The following is a 26,327-nucleotide window of genomic DNA, read 5'->3' as shown; positions in this document are numbered from 1 at the left end:
CCAGACACGATGTCGATGTACAACTACGTGGCCCGCCGTATCGGGTTCATGACGGTGACGCTGTTCCTAGTGACGCTTATCGCCTTCGGGATCACCAACATCCTCCCGGGCGACGTCGCGTTGCTCATCCTCGGTCCGAACGCGAACGCGGAGTCGATCGCGGCACTCCAAGCCCAGTTGGGTCTGGACCGCCCGCTGTACATCCAGTATATCGACTGGCTGGTCGGTCTCCTGCAGGGAGATATGGGCGAGTCGCTCCGGTTCGGTGACCCCGTCGTGGGGCTGATCGCCGAGCGACTCCCACGCTCGCTGTTGCTCGCGGTCACCGCGACGCTCGTCGCGGTCACGCTGTCGATCCCGCTGGGCGTCTACGCCGCGATCAATCAGAACGAGGCTCCCGACGTGTCCGCCTCGATGTTCGCGTTCGTCGGCATCTCGCTGCCGATCTTCCTGTGGGGACTCGTGTTCATCCTGATCTTCGCGGTATGGTTGAACCTGTTCCCGACGAACGGCTACGTCTCACCCGGTGAGGACCTCCTGGCGTCGTTACACCGGCTGGTCCTCCCCGCCGGAGCCATGGGCTTTGCGCTGACGGCCTACATCATGCGGATGACCCGGTCGTCGATGCTAGAGGTCCTCAGCGAGGAGTACATCAACCTCGCGCGAGCGAAAGGGATGAGCCAGCGGGTCGTCGTGCTCCGACACGCGCTCAGGAACGCGATTATCCCGGTGATCACGGTCATCGCGTTCCAGTTCAGTTACGCCTTCGGCGGCGTCGTCGTGCTCGAAGAGGTGTTCCTCTGGCCGGGGATCGGCCGGTTGACCCTGACTGCGATCCAGAGCCGCGACATCCCGCTCATCCAGGGTTGTATCATCGTCGTCGCGTTGATCTACATGCTGTCGAACTTCGCTGCCGACCTCCTGTACGCCTACTTCGATCCACGCATCCGCTACGGGGGTGAGAACTGATGGCGGCCGAACGTCAGACCGAGGCGTCCGATGGCGGGCGGTTCGGGCTCTCCGACTCACAGATCGAGCGCGTCGTCGCGTTCGCCCGGAAGTTCCGGCGCAACACGAAGGCGATGATCGGGCTGACGATCGTGTTACTGCTGTTCCTGGTCGCAGCCTTCGCGCCGTTTATCGCGCCGTACGGGATGAACGAGACGGACATCCAGGACCGGACCCAGGGTCCCTCGCTCGAACATCCATTCGGAACCGACGACCTGGGCCGTGACATCTTCAGCCGCGTGGTGCTGGGGAGCCGCATCTCGCTGTACGTCGGCTTCGGGTCGATCTCGGCGGCGCTCGCGATCGGAGCCATCCTCGGGGTCATCGCAGGTTACGCCGGGGGACTGCTCGACGAGGTGCTGATGCGGGTGATGGACGCCGCGATGGCGTTCCCGCCGGTGTTGCTGGCCTTGACGCTGCTCGTGGTGTTGGGGCCGGAACTCCGGAACGTGATCATCGCGCTCGCGTTCGTCTACACGCCCTACATCGCTCGGGTCTCTCGCAGCGCGGCGCTCTCCGAGCGCAACGAGGCCTACGTCGAGGCGGCGGTCGCCCGCGGGGAGAACAACACCCGGATCGTCTTCAGCGAGGTGCTCCCGAACTGCACGGCACCGATACTCGTCCAGGGGTCGCTGAACGTCTCCTTCGCGATCCTCGCGGAGGCGAGCCTCTCGTTCCTCGGACTGGGCGCACAACCCCCCCGTCCGTCCTGGGGGCTGATGATCGATACCGGACGGGGCTTCATGCAGTCCGCGCCGTGGATGTTGCTCTTCCCCGCGCTGGCGATCGGCATCGCCGTCGTCGGGTTCAACATGCTCGGTGACGGCCTGCGCGACGTCCTCGACCCCAAAGTGGAGGCGATCGAATGAGCGACGAGCGACCGGTGGACGGCGACGGGCCGTTGCTGGACGTGCGGGATCTCCGCACCGAGTTCCGGACGGAATCGGGCTCGGTCGTCGCGACCAACGACGTCTCGTTCTCGCTCGACCGCGGCGAGACGCTGGGTATCGTCGGCGAGTCCGGTGCGGGGAAGTCCGTCACGGCCCGTTCGATCATGCGCCTCATCGACTCACCCGGGGAGATCACCGGCGGACAGGTCGTCTTCGACGGCGAGGACCTACTGGAGAAGACCGACCGGGAGATGCGTGATGTCCGTGGGAACCGGATCGCGATGATCCCCCAGGACCCGATGTCTTCACTGAATCCAGTGATGACTGTCGGCGAGCAGATCACCGAGACGATCCGCCGCCACCAGGACGTTTCGAAGTCAGAAGCCCGTCGACTCGCCGTCGAGTCGATGGACGACGTCGGCATCCCGGACGCGAGCGAGCGCATCGACGACTACCCACACGAGTTCTCCGGGGGGATGCGCCAGCGCGTCCTCGTGGCCATCGGTTTCTCCTGTGAGCCGGACCTCATCATCGCGGACGAACCCACCACCGCACTCGACGTGACGACGCAGGCGAAGATCCTCGACCTGCTCAACGAGATGCAGGAGCGCGAGGGGACGGCCGTACTGATGATCACCCACAACCTCGGTGTCGTCGCCCAGACCTGCGACGACGTCGGCGTGATGTACGCCGGAAACCTCGTCGAGACGGCGGAGCTCGGGGACCTCTTCGAGCGGCCGCGACACCCCTACACTCGTGCACTGATCGACTCCATCCCGGAAGTCGAGACCGAGTACGACGAGCTCCCGACGCTGGACGGCTCGATGCCGGACCTCGCGGACCTCCCGAACGGCTGTAACTTCGCTCCCCGGTGTCCTCACGCGACCGAGGCGTGCCGGAGCGGCGACGATCCGTCGCTGGACCCGGTCGGCGAGGGCGCTTCGAGCGCGGCGTGTATCCACGCCGAAGACCTCGATCTCTCCGAGAGCACGGCCTCGGTGACGGGCGGCGGCCGGAGCGAGATCGACCGCAGCGGCGAACCGCTCTTCGACGTGCGGAACCTGAAAAAGCACTTCAGTGCCGGCGAAGGGATTCTCGGGAACGTTCGCCTGTCGAGGGACGGCGGCGGGCTCCCGACGATCGAGCGACGATACGTCAAGGCCGTCGACGACATCAGCTTCGACATCTATCCCGGGGAGACCGTCGGTCTGGTCGGCGAGTCCGGCTGTGGGAAGTCTACCGTCGCGCGGACGGTCCTGCGGTTGCTCGAACCGACCGCGGGCGAGGTCTACTTCGAGGGGCAGCCGGTCCACGAACTCGGCTCCGGCGAGATCCGGAGCCTGCGCCGCGAGATGCAGATCATCTTCCAGGACCCACACAGCTCGTTGAACCCGCGAAAGACCGTCGGGCGGATCATCGGTCGCGCGATGGAGCGCCACGACATCGCGACCGGCGAGGAGAAACGCCAACGCGTTCGGGAGCTACTCGAACGAGTCGGGCTCTCCGGCGACGCCGCGGGCAAATACCCACACGAGTTCTCGGGCGGCCAGCAACAGCGGGTCGCGATCGCACACGCGCTCGCCGTCCAGCCGAAGCTCATCGTCTGTGACGAGCCGGTGTCCGCGCTGGACGTGAGCGTCCAGGCACAGATCCTCAACCTCCTCAACGAGATCCAGGCCGAAGAGAACATCTCGTATCTGTTCATCTCCCACAACATCGGTGTCGTCCGGCACATCTGTGACCGCGTGGCCGTGATGTATCTCGGGAAGATCGCGGAGTTCGGCAGCATCGAGGACGTCTTCTCGCCGCCGTTCCACCCCTACACCGAGAGTCTCCTCTCGGCGGTCCCACACGCGAACCCGGACCGTGAGACCGACCGTATCCTTCTCGACGGGAGCGTCCCGAGCCCGATCGATCCACCCTCGGGCTGTCCGTTCCAGACCCGTTGTCCGAAGAAGATCGGCGACATCTGCGAGGACGAACTGCCGCCGTTGGAGTCCGTCAACGGTTCGGACCACCACATCGCCTGTCACCTCTCGACCGAAGAGATGAGCGAGCGCGAGTCGTTCATCGCTCCGAAACACCGAACGGATCCGACGGAACTGGACTGATCGGAGCGGTTCCCGATCGCGTATCGCTCGCGTCTCTCCTTCTCAGTACTTGATGCCGAACTCCAGCAGTTCCGGCGGGTACTCCTCGAACAACTCGTCCGTCTCGGCTCTGATGCGGGCTTTCGCTTCTCTCGCCTCCCCGAGCAGTGCCCGGAGATCCGCGACAGGGGTCTCCGAGAGGTCGACACGGAGGTTGTGGTAGAACTCCGGTTCGGGCGCGTGGACGAGGATCGCCGCGCTCATCTCCCCTCGGTCGTCGCCACCGGCCGCCACACCGGCTTCGAGTGCCGAGACGAGACGCTCGGCCATGTCGCCGTCCACGTCGAGGTACGCATCCTCGACGGCCTCGACGACGCCGGGGCCGGCAAGGAGGTTCCCCGCGACCGTGTGCTGCTCCCCGACGCGGTGTCCGGCCCACCCGCTGCAGCGCTCGCCGGTGAAACCGAACTCGCTGTCGGACCCGACGCCGTGGACCTGCCGGAAAGCAGCGTGCTCGTCGGCCGTCAGTAGCGCCTCGCACGCGTCGTCGATCCGTTCGCCGTCGTCGGCCCGTTCGATCGCGTTCCGGCCGTGTTCCGTCTTCGTGAACGCCTGTGTCACTGCTGCCCCGTTGGCGCTGACGTACGGACAGGTCGCGCCGACTGCGACCGTGCCGGTCGTGACTGCGGCGCCGAAGGTATCCGTCTCGGGATCGCGTGCGGCTATCGAGAAGGTTCCTGGTGTATGTCGCATACTGTCCACTCTCCCGGCGAGGGCCTATATTTTTGCCTGTCGGTGAGCAAGCTATTCATACCAGCATACCCGATAGTACGTAGATGAGTGGGATATCTATCATCAGATATTCCGTATATAAACGCGTCCTATGAGAATAGAGAGTCCGAAAGGCCAGAATGCTTCAGAACAGTACAGATACAAATACAGATATGATCAATAGAGATATTGGTAGAAGTTTTACATGGTTTTCCCGTTCACATCGGGACGTATCCGTCGCTCGATAGCTGTTCCGGCTGTCCTCGGTGACTCGTCCTGACCGCCGAGAGGCGGGGTACCGAGCGTCGGCCCTGCCTCACCGGCCGATCGTCCCCTGGCGCGTGATCGGGGCGTCGGGGTCGATGGAAAACGCGACGATAATCGAGTCCTCGGTTGCGGTGACGGCTACGTCGCCGTCGTCGGTCACGAGTGCACTCTCGGTGTATCCGACGGACTCCTCGCCGATCTCGACGGCCCCCTCGAAGACGTATAGATAGGTGTGCCAGCCCGACCGGGACGGGAGCGTGGTCGTGGCACCGGCCTCCAGGCGACAGTCGGAGAAGTGGACGTCGTTGCGGACGAAAAGCGGCGCGTCACTCCCTTCGGGGCCGAACAGGTGTCGCCATTCCCCGGCGACCGAGTCGGGGATCGGCTCGTGTTGGATATGCGGATCGAGATCGAGACTGTGTGGTCGGACGAAGATCTGGAGCATCCGCAACGGTGGGTCGTCCGCGAGCGTCTCTTCCGCGTGCCAGAAACCGCTGCCGGCGTTCATCACCATCACGTGCTCGGAATCGGTCACGAGTTCGTTGCCCTGGCGGTCGTCGTGGCGCATCACGCCGTCGGGCACCCACGAGATGATCTCCTCGTTGCGGTGCTGGTGCATCCGGATCAGCGTCCCCGGGTCCATGAACGACTCGACGACGGTCGCCAGCGGCCCGTAGCCGTGGTCGTCGTGGTCGGGGACCGCTCTGCCGGGGAAGTTGAAGTGGGTCCGGAACTTGCCTTGGTTCTGCGAAACGTCGGTTCGTGGTGCCGTGTGGAGACGGGGCTGTGTCCGTGTCGAAGACGAATCGTCCATTACCGAACAAACGTCTCTCAGGCGTATATGGGTTCTGTGTGGTTGTCCTCGATGTGCCACGCTCCCCGTGACCGATCCCGATCCGCGACCGTGACAGTTCTGGTTCTGGTGAGCCGGAACCGAGTTCCTGACACGCTTGGCTGTGAGACAGTGATTCGTTGTCAGTTCCGCTCTGGGGGACGCTACACCGCTTCGTCGTCGGACGGTTCGTCGCTCCGGACGACCAGGACCGGCCCGACCGACGCCGCAGCCACGCGCTCGGATTCGTCGCCGAAGACGAGCGACCGCAGCGAGGGCGCGGATTCGCCCATGACGATAGCGTCGTGGTTCGGGACCGAATCCATCAGCGACTCGAACGGGGAGCCAGTCGACACCGACGTTTCGACGTCGATTCCGGCTTCTCGGAGCTGGGACGCGGCAGTATCTAACCGGCCGTCCGACCCGGCTTCGGGTTGGCCGGCGAGCAACAGCGTGACACCGATCTCGCGGTCACCGATTACCTCGATCACGAAATCGAGGATCCGATCGACCGCAACGTCACCGGACAACGAGACGAGCAAACTGTCGATGTCGCCGGTTACTCCGGAGATGGCGAGCGCTCGCGCACCGACTTCGTCGGCGATGCGGTCGACGGTCTGTTCTCGATCGTGGGTGAACACGAGCCGGTGATCGGCTGCCCCGCCGGCAGTCCGGAACTCCTGGCCCAGATCTTCCAGGGCGGCGGTCGCACGCTCCTCGTACTGGAGTCGAGCCTGATCCGGCGGCGTCTGTTCCGGCAGGACGTGGTAGCCGAGGACGGTTACGTCAACCGTTCCCAGCAGCTGCATCAGTCCCGGTGAGACCGTCTTCCCGGCCAGGACTTCGACGGGGACGAGTACGCGAGTCATTATAGGGCTCCTTTGAGACGTATATCGCGGGCATAATAGAAGTACCACCCGGCTGTGGCACCGATGACGCCGATGCCGACGACGATCGAGAACGGGTCCATGAACGCGATGAGACCGAAACTCGCCACTGCGCCGATCACTGGGATCACCGGACCACCCGGGACCGTGAAGTCCGGATCGTACCAGTCCGGTTCGTCCCGACGGATCGCCACCAGCGCGACACACATCAACCCGTACATGATCAGGTGGAGGAACGAGGCGACTTCGGCCAGTAACTGCACCTGTCGGGTCGCCGCCAAGACGATGACGGGGCCGCCGGCCATCCCGAGCGCGACGTGTGGCGTTCCGTATTTGAGGTTGATCCGACTGGCCCACCGCGGGAGGAGTGCGTCCTTCGAGACCCCATAGATGGCCCGTGAGGTGCTGAGAATCGAGGCGTTGGCCGACGACATCGTCGCTAACAGGCCGCCGACGATGATCACGAGCGCACCGGGAGTACCGAGTAACGCGCGGCCGATTTCGACCATCGCGGTCTCCCCAGCCGCTGCCAGCGCGTCCTGGGTGAAGACGCTCGTCGCCACGAAGATCGTCAACACGTACATCGCCGTGACGATCACCACCGAGCCGATCATCGCCAGCGGGAGGTTCCGTCCCGGCGACTTCATCTCGCCCGCGACGGTCGCGACCTGGGCAAAGCCCAGATACGACGTGAAGACCAGCGCGGCCACGGACATGATCGGTCCGATGGCCCAGACGTCTCTGGCTTCCCCGGGCGGGGTACCGGCGTCGACGAACCCGAGTGCGTCGGCCATCCCGAAAGCGAGAAACGCGAGGAGCATCGACAACAGCAACGCCACGATCCCGTTCTGGAGTTTCGCCGCGTTCTCCGTCCCAGTGACGTTCAACACCGTAAACCCGATCCCGGCGACGACTGCGATCCCGGAGACGATGGTTTCCGGACTCGAACCGACGGTAATCCCGACCAGGGCGAGGCCGTCCAGCGCGTAAAAGCCCAGGCCGACTAAGTAGAACGCCGTCGCGAACACCAACCCGAGCCACAGCGAGAGTCCGATGACAGTTCCGGCAAGCGTCCCCAGCCCGCGGGAGATGAAGTAGTACCCCCCACCGCTTTTCGGCATCGCCGTCGCCAACTCGGAGGTCGGCAGTGCGACCAGGAGTGCGATGACGCCGCCGACCCCGAACGACGCCGCGGCGGCCGCCCCGACCTCCGCGCCGGCCAGCCCGGGAAAGACGAAGATCCCGGCGCCGATCATCGTCCCGATCCCGATAGCCAGCCCACCTGAGAGCCCGATCGTCCGTTCGAGTTCGGCGTCGTCCGTGATCGTCGCCTCGTCGGTCTCGACGACGTGCTCTGCGTCCGGTGCCGTCCCCTCGATGTTGGTTCCGGTCGGTTCGCTGCTCATGTGTGTGGCGTTTCATCTCCGGGCCGGGAATAGGTACGGGGCTGTCTCGTGCCGGCGTCCGGAGAGCCGACGATAGTCGAGAGTCCCAGCCATATCTAAAACGGACAACGGGTGTTACGAAGGTCGGCGGCCCGGAGCGCTCCCGACGGACGGTTCGGGCAACGGTCCTCCCCCTGCCTTTTTTCCGGTGTCGATACTACTCCGAGTGGATGTTGCTATCAGGAACCGTCCTGCAGGATTCGACGACGGTCATCGAGGACGGGGCTGTCGTCGTCGAGGGGGCCGAGATCGTTGCTGTCGGTGATCGGGCCTCGCTCGCCGATCAGTATCCCGACCACAGGACGAAGCGATACGGCGTCGTCATGCCGGGGTTGGTGGGGAGCCATATCCACTCCGTCCAGAGCCTCGGACGGGGTCTCTCGGACGACCAGGAGCTACTCGATTGGTTGTTCGACGCCGTCCTGCCGATGGAAGCGTCGCTGACGGCCGACGAGATGGAAGTCGCGGCCAGGTTGGGCTATCTCGAACTCATCGAGACGGGGACGACGACGGTCGTCGATCACCTCTCGGTCAACCACGCCCACCGTGCGTTCCAGGCAGCCGGCGACATGGGAATTCGGGGACTGCTGGGGAAGGTACTGATGGACCAGCACGCGCCCGATGGGCTCCTCGAAGAGACGCAGGTCGGTCTCGACCGGACGGAGACGCTGATCGAGGACTACCACCGAAGTTTCGACGACCGTATCCGCTACGCCGTGACGCCACGGTTCGCCGTGTCCTGTTCAGAAGCGTGTCTCAGGGGAGCACGCGAACTCGCGGACGAACACGACGGCGTCCGCATCCACACCCACGCCAGCGAGACCCGCGACGAGATCGAGACCATCGAAGATGACACCGGGAAGCGGAACATCCACTGGCTCGACGAGGTCGGACTCACCGGCGAGGATGTCGTCCTCGCACACTGTGTCTGGACCGACGAGTCCGAACGGGAACTGCTGGCCGAGACCGGGACCAACGTCACGCACTGCCCGACCTCGAACATGAAGCTCGCGAGTGGCATCGCCCCGATCGTCGACTATCTCGACCGCGGGATCAACGTCGCGCTTGGCAACGACGGCCCGCCCTGTAACAACACGCTCGATCCGTTCACCGAGATGAAACAGGCGAGCACCCTCCAGAAGGTCGATCGACTCGATCCGACGGTGACGCCGGTCCAAACCATCTTCGAGATGGCGACGGTAAACGGGGCGAAAGCCGCCGGGTTCGATCGCCTCGGCGAACTGAAACCCGGCTGGCGGGCCGATATCGTCGGTCTGTCGGCCGACGGAACCCGTGCGACCCCGCTTTACGACGTGCTGTCGTACATCGTCTTCGCTGCCCGGGGCGACGATGTCGAGTTCACGATGGTCGACGGCGAGGTACTCATGGAGGACGGTGAGGTAAAGAGCGCAGACGCGGACGGGATCAGACGGTCGGCAAACGAGGTCGCGGAATCGCTCGATCTCAGCCACCCACGGATGCGCTCGGAGGGCGACGGACCCACCTCGGACCGGTAACCCATTCCCTACCGCTGAGGTTTTAGACAGATAGATGGGCATATTAGAAGTAGTATCCGTGATTCTAGGTACAATCATCCTAATATAGTTCCAGTAGTGCCATAGTCCGACACAAACACGGAGTGAATGAATCTATCCACCCATTTACGAGATGTCATCTGGATATTTCGGACGATATCTTCACATCCACCTCTATTTATCCGAAGGCGTCCTCGAATACTGGTTCGTTCGACCCACTCGTTCGAAGGGGTTCCGCTCTATCGTGGTGTCATCGGGATCTCCGTCTTGATGTTCCAGGTCGAGTCGGAAATCGACCTGTCCCGATTCCCTCGACGGGACCGCTCCTCGGAGGCGCCCCGTCAGTAGTTCATGTACACCGTCTTCGAGATGGTGTAGAAGTCGAGTCCGGCGTCGCCCTGTTCGCGGTAGGTCTCGCTGGAGGAGTCTTTCATCCCGCCGAAGGGGACGTGTAACTCCAGTCCGGTCGTCTTCTCGTTGACTTTCACGACGCCGGATTCGGAATCCCCGACGAACTGGTTGGCTTCAGAGAGGTCCTGCGTGACGATACTGGCCGAAAGGCCGTAGCGAACGCCGTTAGCGACCTCGACGGCCTCCTCGTAGCTTCCGACCGGGATGACGGCAAGCACCGGCCCGAAGATTTCCTCCTGTGCGATCCGCATGTCTGGCTCGACATCGGAGAACACGGCCGGTTCGACGAAGAAGCCGTCGCCGGCGTCGACCTCACCGCCGCCGGTTTCCAGGGTCGCTCCCTCGTCGACGCCGATGTCGACGTACTCCAGCGTGCTGTCGAGTTCGCTCTCGCTGACCTGCGGCCCCATCTCGGCCCCGTCCAGTCCCGGACCGACTTCGATGGCCTCGGCCGCGGCGACGACGCCCTCGACGAACTCGTCGTAGATATCCTCGTGGACAATCGCCCGCGAGGTGGCCGTACAGGCCTGTCCGGTGACGCCGAAGGCCCCGCTGGCGGCGATGTCGACGGCCTCGTCCACGTCGGCGCTGGGCATCACGACGGCGGGGTTCTTGCCGCCCATCTCCAGTTGGATCCGCTTGCCGGTCTCCTGTGCCTGGTCGCCGACGGTGTCGCCGACCGCCGAACTCCCCGTGAACGAGACAGCGTCGACGGCCTCGTGTGTCGAGAAGGTTTTGCCGACCTCGCTGCCGGGGCCGGTGACGTAGTTGAGAACACCGTCGGGGAGCCCGGCTTCGTCCAGACACTCGACGAGCTTCCGCGAGACGTTGGGGGCTTGCGAGGCCGGCTTGAACACGATCGTGTTCCCCGTCGCCAGGGCCGGCGCGATCTTCCAAGCCGGGATGGCAACCGGGTAGTTCCACGGGGTGATGAGACCCGCGACACCCAGTGGTTCGTTCACCGTGTACAGCCGCGTGTTCTCGCTGCTGGAGGCTTTCACCGTGCCCCCGAGGTCGCTGGCTTTCGCGCCGTAGTACGCGAAGATGTCGATGGCGCGCTGGACCTCGCCGGCCGCCTCGGGCCGGGCCTTCCCCTCCTCGCGGACGAGTGTCTCGGTGAGTTCGTCCTTGCGGTCCGCGAGGTTCTGCCCGGTCGCGCGCAGAACGCGCCCCCGCTCCGGGCCAGGCGTGTCGGCCCACGCTGTGCTCGCCCCGGCAGCGGCTTCGACGGCCGCCTCGGCGTCCGCTGTCCCCGACTGCTGGAACTCGCCGACGATGTCCGATCGGTCTGCAGGGTTGTGGACCGTGAAGGTCTCCCCGGTGTCAGCGGCGACCCATTCGCCGTCCACGTAGTTGTGGTAAGTTTCCGTCATCAACCGCACTGACGCGGTCGACTTACGAGAAGCTTTGGGACGAGCATCGGAACCGACAAGTCGATGCCCACCACAGTCAAACGTATGCGATATTATCGGACAGTCGGAGCCGGCGGTCCCCGCCTCGTTGCCAGGGCGGGCGCCGACGCCTACGACCTGACTGCCGTCCGGCCGAACGTGACAGCGTTCGAAGACCTCGCGTACGTCGCGAACGTGAGCGATCGGACCGTCGACGAGGTGGCCAGCGACCTCATCGACGCGACCGAGACGATCGCTGTTCCGGAGGAGACGGCCGTCGGTGTCCCGACTCTCGTCGACGAGGTGTGGGCGGCGGGGGTCACTTACGAGATCAGCGAGCAGGCCCGCGAAGCGGAGAGCGGGATGCCGGAGATGTATCTCGATGTCTACGGCGCCGAGCGTCCGGAGGTGTTCTTCAAGGCGACCTGGGACCGAGTGGTCGGTCCGGGCGACGCCGTCGGTGTCCGTGGGGACTCCGAATGGAACGTCCCCGAACCCGAACTGGGGATCGTCCTCTACGAGGGCGATATCGTCGGCTACACCGTCGGCAACGACGTGAGCAGCCGCTCTATCGAGGGCCAGAACCCGCTCTATCTCCCGCAGGCGAAAGTGTACGACCGCTGCTGTTCGCTCGGCCCGTGTGTCGCGACACCCGATGCCGTCGGGGACCCTCACGATCTCACGATGACGATGACCGTCGAACGCGACGGCGAGACGGTCTACGAGGGGGAGACCTCGACCGGGGAGATGGTCCGGACCTGCGAGGAGTTGGTCTCGTACCTCCGTCGGCACAACACCGTCCCCGAGTCGGCAGTCCTCCTGACGGGGACCTCGCTCGTTCCGGAGGAAGGGTTCACGCTGACACCGGCCGACGAGATCCACATCGACATCGAAAACATCGGTGGCCTCACGAACGACGTGACGACTGTCTGATCCCGGTCAGCCGTCGCTCCGCTCGTAGTCGAACGCCGTCTCCGGGCCGATCCGGTGGCCGCCCTCGACTGCGCGCACCCGGAGCGTGACTGCCGTCGTCTCGCCACAGCCGTCCGGCACGACCTCGGTCCACTCGTCGCCGACCGCCACCGGACCGGCCTTCGATCGGCGGAGGTACTGCACGTAGACAGTCTCGCGTAGTTCCTCGGCGACGGCGTCGTCTCCGGTGTAGGCGAGCACGACGCGGTCGGCGTCGGGAGGCATACCGACGTTGAGCGCCGAGCCGAAAAAACACTTCCGCCCGCTCTCGTGGGCCTGAGTTACCAGGAGGTGATATTCACGTCCCGAAGCGGGCGGTCCAGCGGGACCGACACCTGTCCGCCGGTGTAGTGAGAGATGTAGAAGCCGGCGATGATCTCCAGCGATCGGGTCGCCTCCTCACCCGTCGAGGGGTTCTCGATGGCCCCGTCCAGGACAGCCACGGCGTCGCCAGCGGCGTTGGCGAAGGCGTCGCGGTAGTCCTCGTCCCACGTCCAGGCACTCTCGATTCCCGGCAGGTCGGCCTCGACGTGGGTGCCGTCGTCGAGCCGCCAGTACCGCCACTCCCCGTCGTCGTTGTTGAGGTAGAGTTTGCCCTCGCTGCCGACGAACTGGAGCGTCATCGAGGACGCCTCCCGAGGGATCGTGCAGTCGATCGTGACGAAGCTCCCGTCGTCCATCACGACGAACCCGCCGCCGCCGGCGTCGTCGACACGCTCCCCCGCTTTCAGCGAATCGACTGCCTCGTTCTCGCCGGTGATGTAGCCGGAGACGCGCTCCGCACGGGCGTCTAGCAGATACACCAGCGTGTCAAGCAGGTGTGTGGAGTTGCGCAACAGTTCCATCCGGAACTGTGTAGCGACGGAGTGGACCTCGCCCAGGAGATTCTCGTTCTGAATGAGCTCCCTGAGCTGCTGGAGTTTCGTCGTGAACCGGAACGAGTGGTTGATCAGCAGTTCCGTCTCCGTCTCCTCGCAGACGGCGACCATCTCCTCGGCGTCGCTGACCGAGGAAGCGATGGGCTTCTCACACCAGATCAGCCCGGGATCGGCCGCCGATTCGGCGGCGTCGATGACGTGGTCCGCGTGGAGATACGACGGCGTACAGACCGAGACCATATCGAGGTCCTCCGCCGCGAGCATCGACTCGTGGCCGACGTACCGCCTGTCGGATGGAATCTCCCAGGCCTCACCGAACCGGTCGAGTTTCTCCTCGTCGACGTCGGCGACGGCAACCAGTTCGACGCCCTCGGTCGCGTCGTACCCTCCGGCGTGGCTGGCCTTGACCTTCTTCTGGCCGATGTCTTCCTCGTCGTGCATCCCGAGGATACCCATCCCGGCGATCCCGCCAGTCCCGATGATGCCAGCTCTGTAGGTCATATCACTCGTAGGTGTGGACGCTGCCGGTGGCGTTTGCCTCGATGTAGTCCCAGTCGTAGTCGACGCCCAGGCCCGGCCCCTCGGGGACCTCGACCATGCCGTCGTCGTCGACCGTATCGAGCATGTCCGAGTAGCCGCCCTCGTACACCGGCGGCTGGGTGTTCGGACAGTCGGGGTGGACCAGGGCGAGTTCGTAGTAGTTCGTGTTGCGGATCGCCGCGATACAGTGTCGCTGGGCCGGTCCCGGCGCGTGGAACTCCACGTCCATCCCGAACCCTTCGGCCACCTTCGCCCGCTTCATCGCGCCGGTGATCCCGCCGTCGTACTCGGGATCTGCCCGCAGGAAGTCGGTCGACTCGTTGGCGGCGAAGTCGGTTGCCGGCTCCAGGCCCCGGACGTGCTCGGTCTGGAGGATGGGAGTGTCGAGGGTCTGTCGGAGTTTCCGGTGGGCATGCTGGGAGACCCCGCCGTCGCGGTAGGGGTCCTCGTACCAGAAAAAGCCCTCCTCGTCGAGCGCGCGACCGAGTTTCAGGGCGTCGGCGTAGGTCTCTAGTTCGCAGGCGGGATCGTGCATCAGGTCCATCTCGTCGCCGACGCGCTCGCCGACGGCGTGGACCGCGTCGACCTCGCGGTCGAGGTCGCGGGACCCCTCGCTGCCGCCCCAGCCGTGGATCTTGAAACCGCCGTACCCCATCGAGTGACACTCCTCGGCGAAGTCGGCGAAGGCCTCCGGCGTGTCCAGCCCGCCGTTCTCGTCCCCGTGATAGGTCGAGGCGTAGGCGGGGAACCGCGTCCGGTAGGTCCCGAGCAGTTCGTGGATGGGGGCGTCGTACTTCTTGCCGGCGTAGTCCCACAGGGCGATGTCGATGGGGCCGATCCCCATCCGGTCGTACTTCCGGAGCGCCCGTTTCACCTCGCTCCAGTGTCGCTCCCGGTCCAGCGGGTTCTTCCCGACGAGGTAGTCGGCGAAGGTGTTGATCTGGGCTGCACCGGGAGAGTTGCCGCCGACGTACTCCCCGGTGATCCCCTCGTCAGTGTGGATCTTCAGGCCGAACAGTTTCCGCTCGGTGACCGAACCCGGTTCGTACACCAGGTTGAACCCGTGTTGGTCTGTCCCGACGTCCTCGATCGGATAGGCGAACTCGACGGACTCGATGCTAGTTATCTCTGGCGCCATACTCTATCCTTGTGACACCGGGGGAGATAAACATGGGGCCTTCCACCGGTGGTTTCATTTCGCCGTGGCGAGTATCCACCCTGCATGGTCGGACACACCAGCTACGACTTCAGCGGTGAGACCGCAATTGTTACCGGTTCCACGAAGGGAATCGGTCGGGGAATCGCCGCTGGACTGGCCGACGCCGACGCCAACGTCGTCGTCAACTCCCGGACGGAGTCGGCTGTGGAGTCGACCGCCGAGGAACTCGGCGACCGGGGCTCGGGTCGCGTCGTCGGTATCTCAGCGGATGTCGGGTCGACCGACGACATCGATACGCTCGTCGACCGGACCATCGACGAGTTCGGCCAGGTCGACCTGCTCGTCAACAACGCGGCCGTCTGGCCGGAGGAGGAGTCGCTGGTCGATTCGGACCTCGAACAGTGGAACCACACGATGGCCGTCAACGTCCGCGCACAGTACTACGCCGCAAAGCGGGTCGCCCGGCACATGATCGACGAGGACATCGAGGGCTGTATCGTCAACCACACGAGCCAGGCCGGCGACCGCCGGACGGGTCCGTTCGGGCTGTACGGCATCTCGAAGACCAGTATCAACGGCCTCACGTGGCGGATGGCTCAGGAACTGGCCGAACACGGTATCCGGATGAACGCCGTCTCGACCGACGTGACCGAGACGGCACAGCTCCGCCACGAGGCCGAACAGGAGGCGACGGACCACCCCGACCGGACGGCCGACGAGATACTGCGAGCCCGGGGCGAGCAACGGCCGCTGGGCCGGCTCGGACAGCCCGAGGACCTCGCCGACGCGGTGCTGTGGCTCGCGAGCGACCGCGCTGACTACGTCGTCGGCGACATCGTCCGTGTCAGCGGGGGCGGCAACCTGGAGTGACCATGCGTCTCGTCGACACCCACACCCACACCTGGGGACCGGACACCGCGGAACTGCCCTGGTCCGAGAGGGTCCTCCCGCCGGGCTGGGAGGGGCCTTACACCGCCCACGATCTGATCGAGGACATGGACGCTGCCGGCGTCGAGGAGGCAGTGACGGTGACGACGCCGATGTACGGCCGCGGCGTCCGGGCCAACGAGTACACGATGCGGTCAATCGAGGCGTACCCGGACCGTCTGTGGGGGGTCGGCCTGATGGACTTCTACGGCGACCCCGACGAGGTGCGGGCGGCGCTGCGCCGTGTCGTCGGCCACGACCGGATGCTGGGCGTCCGGATGCACGCGTGTCTCGACTACGAGGAGCACTCGACGGAACTGAACCGGACCGCCGACTGGATTCTCGACGACGAACTGGCACCGGTCTGGGACGAGGCCGCCCGGCTGGGGACGACCGTGTTCGTCTTCCCGAAGGCCGAACAGCTCTCGATGGTCGCAACCCTCGCGGAACGGCACCCGGAGGTGCAACTGGTCGTCGATCACATGGCGTTTCCCGACGAGACGACGGCCCCGGATGCCGCGCCCTGGACGGGTTTCGAGGCGGTGGCCGACCACGACAACGTCGCGGTCAAAGTAAGCTCGCTCCCCCGCTCAAGCGAGGAGAACTGGCCCTACGAAGATCTGTGGGGCTACGTTCGCAAGCTCGCGGACTGGTTCGGCCCCGACCGTCTGCTGCTCGGGTCTGACTACCCGTGGATGGACGACTGGGCCGAGTACGAGGCCTGTCTGTCGTGGGTCGAGGAAGCGCCGTTCCTCTCGGCACGGGACTATTCGTATCTGGCTCACCGGACGTTCGAACGGGTCCACGGAGTGTGACCGGGGCCACTATCGAACGTGTCGAGACGGGAGAGTTGGCTTCCCGCTCCCGGCCGTGAGACTGCTATCGGTACCGGCTGCCGCCGGTGAAGACCCCAAACACCTAATTGGCCGTCACACGAAACCTCTCGTATGGCACACGACCGGATACTGCTGGCAATCGGGCCGGACGACCGTGACAGCCTGGACACCCTCGTGGACGCTACCATCGACCTCGCGGAACCCTCGGACGCGACCGTCTCCCTTCTGTATGTCTTTCCGCGGGACGACTACGAGACGATGATGGAACAGATGGACATCGACACGACGACCAGCGGGCTCACGGCCGACGAGGTCGCACAGCGCCACGAGAGCGTCCGGGAGCCGGCCGACCGGCTGGAGTCGCTGGGTATCGACTACAATATCGGGGGCGTCTCCGGCGGGAACCCAGCGGACCAGATCGTGCGAAAGATCGAACAGACCGACGCGGACGTGGCCGTCGTCGGGGGGACCAAGCGGTCGCCGACTGGGAAGGCGGTGTTCGGTGACCACGCCCAGCAGACCCTCCTGAACGCTCCCGTACCGGTGCTATACGTCAAGCGGGAGTAGGTGGGAGGATCGAACCCCACTTGTTCCGCAGAAGTGAACGTGCTACCGCCAGAAAAGAACGGTAGCGGACGCTAACGTAACATGCGTACCTTTGTTATACGGGTCGGTGAGACGGTCGGTACGCTGTATCAACGCCGGCGTTCAGTAGAGCGGAACAGCATAGCACTTCGACCGAACATTCGTCCGAGCGATCACGAGTACACGAGGTTGATTTCGATGACGTTTGCGGCCGACCGGAGCAGTTCGGGGATCTCCTCGTGGAAGCGGTCACCCTCGATACGTGTCGTCGGCCCGGAGACGCTGAGTGCCCCCACGAACTCCCCGCCCTCCGGCACGATCGGGGCGGCGACACAGCGCAGCCCCGAGAGCCGCTCCTCGCGATCGTATGCGTACCCCCGCTCCCGGATCTCGGCGAGCTCCGATTTCAGCTCCGCCCGGTCCGTGATGGTGTGTTCCGTGCGGGCCGGGAGACCGTGGATGTCGACGATCTCGTCGACGCGTTCCTCGGGTAACTCCGCGAGGATCGTCTTCCCGAGTGCCGTACAGTGAAGCTTCACCCGTTTGCCCGCGTACGTATCGACTGCGACAGCCTGGGTACCCTCGGCACGGGTGATGTAGACGCCCTCGCCGTGTTCCTCGACCGCGGCGTTGGCCATCTCGCCCGTCTTTTCGGCTAGGGCCGCGACCTCCGGGCGGGCCTTCTCGTAAATGTCCATTCGGTTGCGCTTGTACTCTCCCAGTTCGAGAAACCGCAGTCCGACGCGGTAGACACTGCCTTCGTTCGTGACGTACCCTTCGCCCTCCAGCGTTTGGAGATGGTTGTGGATCGTACTCTTCGCGATGTCGAGGTCGTCGGCAACCGCCGTCACACCGGCTCCGTCCAACCGTTTCAGCGACTCGATGATCCGCAGCGACGTTTTGGTTGCGGTGATCGTGTTTTCCTCTCCCATACAGTGATGGGGAACCGCCACCCACAAAGCTCTGTTCACTAGAGCGGAACAGCCGTCCGGGTAGGCACTACGACAGCCAGGGGATGTCGTCGTGGAACTCTCGGAGCGCGTCGGGTCCAGTCAGCGCCGTTACGGCACCGGCCTGTGTCGTCGTGACAGCGCCGGCGGCGTTCGCGAGCGCCAGCGCACGGTTCGGGTCCCGGACACCGTGTGTCAGTGCGGCGATGAACGCTGCGAGGAACGCGTCACCGGCCCCGGTGGCGTCGACGGGATCGACGTCGTATCCTCCGTGGTGTACCTGCCCGGTCACTGGGCTGTCGTCGGTACCGTAACAGAACGCGCCCGCGTCTCCGAGGGTCAGGACCACAGTGTGTGGTCCCTCGTCGGCGACGGCACGCGCCAGTTCCCCGGGCTCCTCGGCCTCGAACCCCGCCACCGATAGCTCCTCCGGCGTCGCTGTGACGACGTCGACATCCGGTAGCGCGCCGCGGACGACGGCACGGAACTCGTGGCTGCTGTGCCACATATCGGGCCGCCAGTTGGGGTCCAGCGACACGGTACAGCGGTCGCTGGCCCGCGACTGGAGTTCGAGCGTCGCCGATCGGCTCGGCTCGACACTCATCGTCACGCCGGTCGTGTGGACCCACGACACCGAGTCGAGGGTGTCGTCCGAGACGGTTCCCTGTTGCAGTCTGGTGTCGGCTCCCCGCTCCCGGTAGAAGACGTACGACGGCCCCCGTTGCGCGTCGTGATTGACCAGTGCGACCGTCGTCCGCGCTGTCTCGTCTGTCACGAGCAGGTCGGAAGGGATGTCGGAGGCTTCGAAGTGCGCCCGGAGGAACTCCCCGAGGCCGTCGGCGGCTAGCCCCGTCCAGCACAGCGGTGGGACGCCGAGTCGGTCCAACGCCATCGCGGCGTTCCCACCAGACCCCCCGAAAGACGGTTCGTATCCGCCGGCGTCGCCCGGTGGACCAGGGTGACGCGGGACGAAATCCACGAGCGTGTCGCCGGCGACCAGGACTGTCGGTTCCGTCGTCATGAGGTCCGATTGAACCCACCAGTATTTAGTGATTCGTCCGGGTTCCGGCGCTCACTCCGACAGCGGGGGGTCACGGTCGCCCCAGTCGGCTGCGAAGCCAGCGACGCTCTCGTCGGTCTCCGGGGCGCCGACGTGGTCGTCGAGGACAGACGGCGACAGTGTGATCGCGTCGACCCCGGCCTCGTAGAGAGCGGTCGCCTGCGTGGTGTTTCGGATACTCGCCGCGAGCACCTCCGTCTCGAACCCCTGTGTGTCGAAGATCGACTGGATGCGGCGGGTCGTCGCGAGTCCGTCGGCACCCGAATCGTCGATGCGCCCGACGTACGGAGCGACGAAGGTCGCGTCGTTTTTTCCGGCCAGCACCGCCTGCTCGACGGTGAAGACCACGGTCGTCCCCGCCGGGATCCCATCGGCACGGAGCCGTCCCAGCGCCTCGAACCCCGGCCGTGTTGCCGGAATCTTCGCGACGACGTGGTCCGCCCAGTCCTGGTAGCCACGCGCCTCGCGAACCATCCCGTCCGCGTCCTCGGCGAGCACCTGCGCGAACACCGGTCCGTCGGTGATCCCGGCTGCGGTCTCGACGACCTCCCGGTATCGGCGGTCCGTCCCGGCGACGATCGAGGGGTTCGTCGTCACGCCGTCTATCGAACAGAGTCGGTCAGCGGCCCGGATCTGTTCCGGCGACGCCGTGTCGATATAGAGATTCACAGCGCCACGTTCGGTAGCCGGTTGCATGAACCTATTGCTCGGCTGGGAGTATCGGTCCGCTCGCCTTGTCGATCCGTTCATCGCTCTACCAAAAACACACACCGAACAAACATGGTATGCTATCTCTCATCGTCCTTCAGTTACCATAGACCCGCAGTACTGGGGTTCTATCCCGAAGACCTCGCTACTGTCGGATTCGGTATGGTACTATATTTTCAAACACAACTGTTCGCAAAGAATCCACGCCCGCACAGACTGAGGCCGGACAGACGGACGCAATCGCCTGCGTAACGGCCGGTTTTGCATCCTCTATCATCGACAATCTTTATGTAGTACCGAGATAAATCAGTATAACATGCGAGGTAGTGACAGGCGAAAGTTCCTGAAAGCGACCGGCGCAGCAATAACAACCATCTCACTTGCGGGGTGTGGTGGCAACGGCGGCGGCGACGGTGGAAGCGGCGACGGTGGAAGCGGTGACGGGGGGAGCGGCGACGGCGGGTCCACTGGGGACGGCGGCAGTGGCGGTGGCGGCAACTCCCTCGACAAGATCGGGATGTCCGCGTACGTCCGTGGTGGCTCCTGGATCACGGCCTACATCGAGGCCGCGGAGTTCTACGCGGAGGACCAGGGTATCGAACTCGACGTCCGGCCGAACCAACAGAGCGCACAGAAGCAGGTCTCGGACATCCGCGAGTTCGCCAACAGCGACCACGACGCGATCCTCGTCGGCGTCTGGCAGACCGGCGCTGCAGAAGGGGCCATCAACCAGGCGATCCAGGGTGGCACGCCGGTGTTCGCGACGAACGCCGACACCTCCAGCTCGGAGATCCCGCTGTACGTCGGCTTCAGCAACTACGACGGCGGCGCGAGTTCGGGCGAGGAGATGGTGACGGCGCTGGACGAGCAGTACCCCGACAAGGACTCCTACCGCGTGCTGAACATCCGTGGCCCCCAGGGGAACCAGTCGGCCAATCAGCGTTCGCAGGGGTTCCTCGACGTGATCGCAGAGCAGGACAACGTCGAAGTCGCCCAGACGCTCAACGGGGAGTTCGCCCGCGACGTCGCCCAGTCGACCGTCCAGGAGTACATCCAGGCGAACGGTCGTGTCGACGGGATCTACTCGGGGAACCTCTCGATGGGCCTCGGTGTCGTGGGGGCGTTGCGCAACCTCGATATGCTGGTCCCGCGAGGGGAGGACGGCCACGTCTGCCTGACCCAGATGGACGGCAGTCCCGAGGTGAACCCACTGGTCGGTGAGGGGATGATCGACGCGGCAGTCGACCAGCCCAACTACTTCTACAACCCCATCGCGATGTACTACATGCGGGAGTACGTCGAGAGCGGGATGGACGAAAGCGTCATCCCGGAGGTGGGATCGGAGGTCACCGCAGACCAGTTGACCATCGAGTCCGGCCAGCACAAGGGCGTCGAGATGTGGTCGGAACCGATCTGGGAGCCCGGAGTCATGCGCGAACAGAACGACCATCCGTGGTTCCGGACCAACAGCATCGTCATCACGGAGGAGAACTTCGACCAGCCGTTCCTCTGGGGTAACGTCTGGGGCTAACGCTACAGATGGCAACGGAACAAGGATTCATCGGCCGGACCTTCGGGGACCGGGACGACGTGATGCTGACACTGTTAGACAACATGATCTGGCCGATACTGGCCATCGTCCTGCTCGGGGTACTGGTGTTCGTGCCCCAGACGTTCAGGTCGACCCAGTTGATCCTGTGGGGAGCAGTCCCGATCGGGTTGCTCGTCCTGGCCGAGAGCCTCTGTCTCCTGTCGGGACACTTCGACCTCTCGATCGGGTCGATCGCCGGCTTCTCGGCGATGTTCACCGGGATGCTCCTCGGGACCTGCCCGAGTTGCTGGTCGGTGACGACCAGCCCGTGGATCGGCTTCGGCGTCATCCTGCTGGTCGGGTCGCTCATCGGCCTGGTCAACGGCGTGATGATCGCGAAAGTGGGACTGAACCCGTTCCTGCAGACGCTGGCGTTCCTCATCATCTTCGAGGGCGCGAAGACGGCGATGCAGACCCAGCCAGTCACGGGCCTGCCGGCCCTGTACACGCAGGTCGGTGCGACGCCCGAGTTCGCGATCGCGGTGATGCTGGTCGCGTTCCTGATCGCCGGCCTGGTGTTGCGGTACACCTCCTTCGGCCAGGCGGTCTACGCGCTGGGGAGTTCCGAACACTCCGCCCGCGAAGTGGGGATCGACACCGAGCGGCTCATCATCCTCATCTACACCATCAGCGGCGTGCTGTCGGCGATCGCCGGCCTGATGCTGACCGGGTTCGTCGGCGTCGTCCCGCCGTTGATCGGCGAAGGACTCGTGTTCCAGGCGTTCGCCGGCGCAGTCATCGGCGGTATCAGTCTCTTCGGCGGTCGAGGGAAGATCACCGGCGCGCTCGGTGGCGTCATCCTCATCCAGGTCATCCAGTCGGCGCTGAACAACAGTCCGGTCGTCGGCGCGACACAGATCCAGATGATAAACGGCATCGTCCTGTTGGCCGCGATCCTGCTGTACAGCACGCAGAGCAAGCTCCGCGCTCGCATCCTCGCGAGTGGTGCGGTATGAGCGTCGAAGACGAGGGGACGACGGAACAGCACCACGCGGAGAGCACCGACACCGGGACGGCCGGAACTCCGAAGCTGCGCGCGGAGAACCTCACCAAGCAGTTCGGCCGTATCGTCGCCGTCGAGGACGTCTCACTCGACATCCAGTCTTCGGAGGTGTTCGCGCTCGTCGGCGACAACGGTGCCGGCAAGTCGACGCTGATGAACATGCTCAGCGGCGTCCACGCACCCACGAAGGGGCAGATATACAAAGACGGCGAGCCGGTCAACTTCAGTAACCCTTCGGAGGCCCGCAACAAGGGTATCGAGACGGTCTATCAGGACCTCGCGCTGATGGACGACCTCGACATCGCGACGAACATCTTCATGGGCCAGTTCCCGCGGAACGGGTTCGGTCCGTTCCGGATCATCGACTGGGACGAGACCTACGAGCGGGCCGAACAGATCATGATGGATCAGCTCGGCCGCGACGTGGACATCAAGACGGAGGTGGAGTTCCTCTCGGGCGGGCAGCGACAGCTCGTCGCCATCGGCCGGGCACTCGCGTTCGATCCGGACGTCATCGTCCTCGACGAGCCCACGAGCGCGCTGTCGGTCGACGCGACCCGGCTCGTCCAAGACACCATCGACAAACTGGCCAACCAGGGGATCACGATCATCATCGTCAGCCACAACATCGAGTCGGTGCTGAATCACGCCGACCGGATCGGCGTCCTCTTCCGGGGCTCGCTCGTCGACATCAAGCAACCCGACGAGACGAACTTAGAAGAGCTGAACGAACTGATGACGACCGGGACGCTGTCGAGCGGGCGTCTCGACGACTAGCGAGGAACCGACCGTGGGGAGGTTCCTCGGGCCTAACGAACGGGAAGCGTAGCGACTCGTGAGTGCGGTACTGAAGACCACCGGGAAGCGACGCGCTCGGTAGAACCCGTAAATCCCGGGTCATTGACCCCTCGGTTTTTCGGTCCCGACGGCCGTTGGTCCGGTATGAGCACGCCCGAACAGGTCGTCGACATCGAATGTGAGACCGGCGAGGGGCCGCTGTACCATCCCGACGACGAGCACGTCTACTGGTGTGACATCCCGAGAGGTCGCCTCTATCGGTACGATCCGGCAGCGGACGACTACGAACAGGTCTACCGGGACGACAGCGAGCGGATCGGCGGGTTCACCGTCCAGCAAGACGGCTCGTTGTTGCTGTTCCAGGAGGCTGGTGCAGTCCGACGACTCTCCCGTGACGACTGGACGACCGAGACGGTCGTTTCCCCGGACCCCGGCCGCTTCCACGAGCGGTTCAACGACGTCATCGCGGACCCCGAGGGGCGGGTCTTCGCCGGTGTGATGCCCGATACCGAGCGGGATCTCCCCGGACAGCTCTATCGGCTGGACACCGACGGGACGTTCACGCTCGTCCGGGAGTCCTGTGTGCTCCCGAACGGGATGGGGTTCACACCCGACCTGTCACAGCTGTACTTCACCGACACCTGCGAAGTCGACCCGGCCGAGCCCGGCTACATCTACCGGTACGACTACGACCGTGCGACTGGAGGGATCTCCGACCCCGAGGTGTTCGTCGACGCGAGCGATATCGACGGCTACCCCGACGGGATGACCGTCGACGACGAGGGACACGTCTGGTCGGCGTTCTGGGACGGGAACGCGCTCCACCGGTTCACGCCCGACGGGACTCACGAGCGGACCGTCACGTTCGACCCTCGGAAGGTGTCGTCGCTGACGTTCGCCGGCGAGGACGACACGGCCTACGTGACGACGGCCTGCGTCGAGAGCCGCGAGACGGAGGGTGCGGGCGCGGGAAGTCTCTACCGCGTGGATCTCGGCGTGACCGGTCGGCCGGAGTTTCGCTCCGCCGTCGTCCCCTGAGCCGGCAGCCGTCGCCCCGCGCCCAGCGGACGCCGGCCATCCAGTCCCAGCGGACGACCGGGATGTCGACCTCCCCGCAGTTCGGAGCAACTGTTTGAACACTCGCTGTCCTCGTCCCGGTCCTCGCAACCGAGGCGGACGCGGTCCGAGTTGGGGACCCCACCCCAGGACGGCGACGTTCAGTCCGATCTCGGACAGCCAGTTCGAGAACCCGGGGAGCCGTCGTATGACTCGGTGCGGCTGTCGCCGGGGGCTCACTAACACCCACTGCTGCCTCCGAAACGCTGATTTGCCAGCCCCGAGTGGAACCGGGTATGGCAGATACCGAACGCGCCGTCTACGTCCAGCGACTCGACCCCGACCAGCGCGAGGCCTACGTCGAGGCCCACGACCAGGTCCCCGAGGGCGTGACCGACGCGATGGAACGGGGCGGCGTCGAGGAGTTCGAACTATACGTCCGGGACGACATCGCGGTCTGTATCCTGGAGTGTGCGGACTTGGACGCCTACCTCGACGCCGTCGACGGCGACGAGGCCGTCGCCGACTGGGAACGGTACACCGGCCAGTTCAAACGGTCGGGCGTCGACGCCGACGCCGATCCGGAATCGGGCATCCCGTTCATGGAACGGGTCTGGCAGTTCGAACCCGACGACGAGTGAGACCGGGTTCCGACGCCGCCGTCAGTGGCCCCAGAGGTTCCCGTCGGGGTCGTAGCGGGCGTCCATGATGCGGTCCCACTGCGCGTCCGAGAGGGAGACTTCGGTCGCGGCGACGTTCTCGTCGAGTTGCTCGGTCGTGCGCGCGCCGACGATGGGGACGCAGGTGAACTCGTCCCACTCCATCAGCCAGCGCAGCGACACCTGCGCGGGCGTGGCGTCGACCTCGTCGGCGATCGTCCGGATCTCGTCGAGAACGTGCCAGCCCCGTTCCGAGAGGTAGTAGTCGTCGAAGAAGTCGTCGAAGCTCCCCCGAGCGCCATCGGGTGCCTCGACGGCCTCCGGGTCCTCGGGGTCGGCGCGTTCGTACTTCCCGGTGAGGAAGCCGCCAGCGAGCGGCGAGTACGGACAGACCGCGATCTCCTGATCGGCACACACGTCGAGGTAGTCGCTCACGTCCTCGTAGTAGCCGGCGTGGTGGAGCGGCTGGGTGACCTCGAACCGTTCGAGGCCCTCGACCTCGGACTTCCAGAGGGCCTTTGTCAGTTGCCAGGACGCCATCGTCGACGCACCCAGGTAGTTGACTTTCCCCTCGCGGACGAGGTCGTTGAGCGTCCGCAGCGTCTCCTCGATGTCGCTGTCCTCGTCCCAGCGGTGGATGTAGTACAGATCGAGGTAATCGGTCCCGAGGCGGTCCAGGGTCCCTTCGACCTGTTCGCGGATGTGTTTCCGGCCTAAGCCGGAGTCGTTCGGTCCGGGGTCGCCCCAGCCGTCGAACGGGAAGTACACCTTCGAGGCGATGACGAAGTCCGACCGGTCGTACTCTTCGAGCCACTCCCCGATGTACTCCTCGCTGGTGCCGTGTGGAGAGCCGTAGACGTTCGCCGTGTCGATGAAGTTGATCCCCCGCTCCCAGGCCGCGTCCAGCAGTTCGTGGGCCTCCTCCCGTCCCGTCTCGACCACGCCGTTTGTCTCCTTGCCGAAGCGCCAGGTCCCGAGACAGAGTTCCGAGACACGAGTCCCTGTGCTGCCGAGCTGTCTGTAATCCATCGTACCAGTCATTCGGACGGCTCTGTAAAACGGTTTTCCATCCCGACGA

General features: G+C 64.9%; 25 protein-coding genes. 13 read left to right on the top strand and 12 right to left on the bottom strand.

Annotated elements, in window-relative coordinates; all coding sequences use genetic code 11:
* The first annotated feature begins 9 nt into the window (after positions 1 to 9).
* From P0204_RS17405 to P0204_RS17395, 3 genes are read left to right on the top strand one after another with little or no spacing between them, the layout of a single operon-like run.
* Positions 10 to 969, top strand: coding sequence for an ABC transporter permease (locus P0204_RS17405; RefSeq protein ID WP_276223375.1), 960 nt, complete (start codon positions 10 to 12; stop codon positions 967 to 969).
* On the top strand, positions 969 to 1,877 hold the full coding sequence (locus P0204_RS17400; protein WP_276223373.1) for an ABC transporter permease: 909 nt from the start codon (positions 969 to 971) through the stop codon (positions 1,875 to 1,877). Before P0204_RS17405 ends, P0204_RS17400 begins: the two co-directional genes overlap by 1 nt.
* The gene (locus tag P0204_RS17395; protein WP_276223371.1) at positions 1,874 to 4,009 is read left to right on the top strand and encodes a dipeptide ABC transporter ATP-binding protein; all 2,136 of its coding nucleotides are present in this window, start codon (positions 1,874 to 1,876) and stop codon (positions 4,007 to 4,009) included. The genes P0204_RS17400 and P0204_RS17395 overlap by 4 nt, the downstream gene beginning before the upstream one ends.
* Positions 4,010 to 4,051: 42 nt before the next feature.
* Here the strand turns inward: P0204_RS17395 and P0204_RS17390 are convergent, their stop codons facing one another.
* From P0204_RS17390 to P0204_RS17375, 4 genes are all read right to left on the bottom strand, one after another.
* Complete coding sequence (locus tag P0204_RS17390; RefSeq protein WP_276223370.1) at positions 4,052 to 4,741, bottom strand: DUF1028 domain-containing protein; 690 nt, start codon at positions 4,739 to 4,741, stop codon at positions 4,052 to 4,054.
* A gap of 334 nt (positions 4,742 to 5,075) precedes the next feature.
* Positions 5,076 to 5,840, bottom strand: coding sequence for a pirin family protein (locus P0204_RS17385; RefSeq protein WP_276223369.1), 765 nt, complete (start codon positions 5,838 to 5,840; stop codon positions 5,076 to 5,078).
* Between the two features lie 182 nt (positions 5,841 to 6,022).
* Positions 6,023 to 6,727: a universal stress protein gene (locus P0204_RS17380; protein WP_276223367.1), complete on the bottom strand. Its 705-nt coding sequence runs from the start codon at positions 6,725 to 6,727 to the stop codon at positions 6,023 to 6,025.
* Positions 6,727 to 8,151 (bottom strand): APC family permease, encoded by a 1,425-nt coding sequence (locus P0204_RS17375; protein ID WP_276223365.1) that lies wholly within the window; start codon positions 8,149 to 8,151, stop codon positions 6,727 to 6,729. Before P0204_RS17375 ends, P0204_RS17380 begins: the two co-directional genes overlap by 1 nt.
* Positions 8,152 to 8,360: 209 nt before the next feature.
* Between P0204_RS17375 and P0204_RS17370 the strand changes: the two genes are divergently transcribed.
* Positions 8,361 to 9,707 (top strand): 5'-deoxyadenosine deaminase, encoded by a 1,347-nt coding sequence (locus P0204_RS17370; protein ID WP_276223363.1) that lies wholly within the window; start codon positions 8,361 to 8,363, stop codon positions 9,705 to 9,707.
* Positions 9,708 to 10,066: 359 nt separating this feature from the next.
* Here the strand turns inward: P0204_RS17370 and xacF are convergent, their stop codons facing one another.
* Entirely contained in the window at positions 10,067 to 11,509 is a 1,443-nt protein-coding gene (gene xacF, locus P0204_RS17365) for a 2,5-dioxovalerate dehydrogenase (RefSeq protein WP_276223361.1), read from the bottom strand.
* Between the two features lie 84 nt (positions 11,510 to 11,593).
* Between xacF and P0204_RS17360 the strand changes: the two genes are divergently transcribed.
* Positions 11,594 to 12,460 (top strand): fumarylacetoacetate hydrolase family protein, encoded by an 867-nt coding sequence (locus tag P0204_RS17360; protein ID WP_276223359.1) that lies wholly within the window; start codon positions 11,594 to 11,596, stop codon positions 12,458 to 12,460.
* Positions 12,461 to 12,466: 6 nt separating this feature from the next.
* On the opposite strand, the gene P0204_RS17355 is transcribed toward P0204_RS17360, so the two are convergent.
* From P0204_RS17355 to P0204_RS17345, 3 genes are read right to left on the bottom strand one after another with little or no spacing between them, the layout of a single operon-like run.
* Complete coding sequence (locus P0204_RS17355; RefSeq protein WP_276223358.1) at positions 12,467 to 12,724, bottom strand: DUF7968 family protein; 258 nt, start codon at positions 12,722 to 12,724, stop codon at positions 12,467 to 12,469.
* 56 nt (positions 12,725 to 12,780) lie between these two features.
* Positions 12,781 to 13,878 (bottom strand): Gfo/Idh/MocA family protein, encoded by a 1,098-nt coding sequence (locus P0204_RS17350; RefSeq protein ID WP_276223356.1) that lies wholly within the window; start codon positions 13,876 to 13,878, stop codon positions 12,781 to 12,783.
* A gap of 1 nt (position 13,879) precedes the next feature.
* Entirely contained in the window at positions 13,880 to 15,055 is a 1,176-nt protein-coding gene (locus tag P0204_RS17345) for a mandelate racemase family protein (protein WP_276223355.1), read from the bottom strand.
* 84 nt (positions 15,056 to 15,139) lie between these two features.
* Here P0204_RS17345 and P0204_RS17340 point away from each other — a divergent pair, with 84 nt between their 5' ends.
* From P0204_RS17340 to P0204_RS17330, 3 genes are all read left to right on the top strand, one after another.
* Positions 15,140 to 15,946, top strand: a complete 807-nt coding sequence (locus P0204_RS17340) for an SDR family NAD(P)-dependent oxidoreductase (RefSeq protein ID WP_276223354.1) — start codon at positions 15,140 to 15,142, stop codon at positions 15,944 to 15,946.
* A gap of 2 nt (positions 15,947 to 15,948) precedes the next feature.
* Positions 15,949 to 16,818 (top strand): amidohydrolase family protein, encoded by an 870-nt coding sequence (locus tag P0204_RS17335; RefSeq protein ID WP_276223352.1) that lies wholly within the window; start codon positions 15,949 to 15,951, stop codon positions 16,816 to 16,818.
* Between the two features lie 132 nt (positions 16,819 to 16,950).
* Positions 16,951 to 17,406, top strand: a complete 456-nt coding sequence (locus P0204_RS17330) for a universal stress protein (protein WP_276223350.1) — start codon at positions 16,951 to 16,953, stop codon at positions 17,404 to 17,406.
* A gap of 191 nt (positions 17,407 to 17,597) precedes the next feature.
* On the opposite strand, the gene P0204_RS17325 is transcribed toward P0204_RS17330, so the two are convergent.
* The 3 genes from P0204_RS17325 to P0204_RS17315 form a co-directional block, all read right to left on the bottom strand.
* A complete protein-coding gene (locus P0204_RS17325) occupies positions 17,598 to 18,356 on the bottom strand; it encodes an IclR family transcriptional regulator (protein WP_276223349.1) in 759 nt (252 codons plus the stop codon).
* Positions 18,357 to 18,423: 67 nt separating this feature from the next.
* Positions 18,424 to 19,395 carry a carbohydrate kinase family protein gene (locus tag P0204_RS17320; RefSeq protein ID WP_276223348.1) on the bottom strand — a complete coding sequence of 324 codons (972 nt, stop codon included), beginning with the start codon at positions 19,393 to 19,395 and terminating at the stop codon, positions 18,424 to 18,426.
* Between the two features lie 51 nt (positions 19,396 to 19,446).
* Complete coding sequence (locus tag P0204_RS17315) at positions 19,447 to 20,103, bottom strand: transaldolase family protein (RefSeq protein ID WP_276223347.1); 657 nt, start codon at positions 20,101 to 20,103, stop codon at positions 19,447 to 19,449.
* A gap of 355 nt (positions 20,104 to 20,458) precedes the next feature.
* Here P0204_RS17315 and P0204_RS17310 point away from each other — a divergent pair, with 355 nt between their 5' ends.
* From P0204_RS17310 to P0204_RS17290, 5 genes are all read left to right on the top strand, one after another.
* The gene (locus P0204_RS17310) at positions 20,459 to 21,673 is read left to right on the top strand and encodes a sugar ABC transporter substrate-binding protein (RefSeq protein ID WP_276223346.1); all 1,215 of its coding nucleotides are present in this window, start codon (positions 20,459 to 20,461) and stop codon (positions 21,671 to 21,673) included.
* A gap of 8 nt (positions 21,674 to 21,681) precedes the next feature.
* Positions 21,682 to 22,689: an ABC transporter permease gene (locus tag P0204_RS17305; RefSeq protein ID WP_276223345.1), complete on the top strand. Its 1,008-nt coding sequence runs from the start codon at positions 21,682 to 21,684 to the stop codon at positions 22,687 to 22,689.
* A complete protein-coding gene (locus tag P0204_RS17300) occupies positions 22,686 to 23,513 on the top strand; it encodes an ATP-binding cassette domain-containing protein (protein ID WP_276223343.1) in 828 nt (275 codons plus the stop codon). Before P0204_RS17305 ends, P0204_RS17300 begins: the two co-directional genes overlap by 4 nt.
* Positions 23,514 to 23,678: 165 nt before the next feature.
* Complete coding sequence (locus P0204_RS17295; RefSeq protein WP_276223341.1) at positions 23,679 to 24,572, top strand: SMP-30/gluconolactonase/LRE family protein; 894 nt, start codon at positions 23,679 to 23,681, stop codon at positions 24,570 to 24,572.
* A gap of 314 nt (positions 24,573 to 24,886) precedes the next feature.
* A complete protein-coding gene (locus P0204_RS17290) occupies positions 24,887 to 25,231 on the top strand; it encodes an L-rhamnose mutarotase (protein WP_276223340.1) in 345 nt (114 codons plus the stop codon).
* Between the two features lie 21 nt (positions 25,232 to 25,252).
* On the opposite strand, the gene P0204_RS17285 is transcribed toward P0204_RS17290, so the two are convergent.
* Positions 25,253 to 26,278: an aldo/keto reductase gene (locus P0204_RS17285; RefSeq protein ID WP_276223338.1), complete on the bottom strand. Its 1,026-nt coding sequence runs from the start codon at positions 26,276 to 26,278 to the stop codon at positions 25,253 to 25,255.
* Positions 26,279 to 26,327: the final 49 nt, after the last annotated feature.

The sequence above is a fragment of the Haloarcula halophila genome (assembly GCF_029278565.1).
In the GTDB taxonomy this organism is placed as follows: domain Archaea; phylum Halobacteriota; class Halobacteria; order Halobacteriales; family Haloarculaceae; genus Haloarcula; species Haloarcula halophila.
This window is presented reverse-complemented; position numbering and strand designations above follow the sequence as displayed.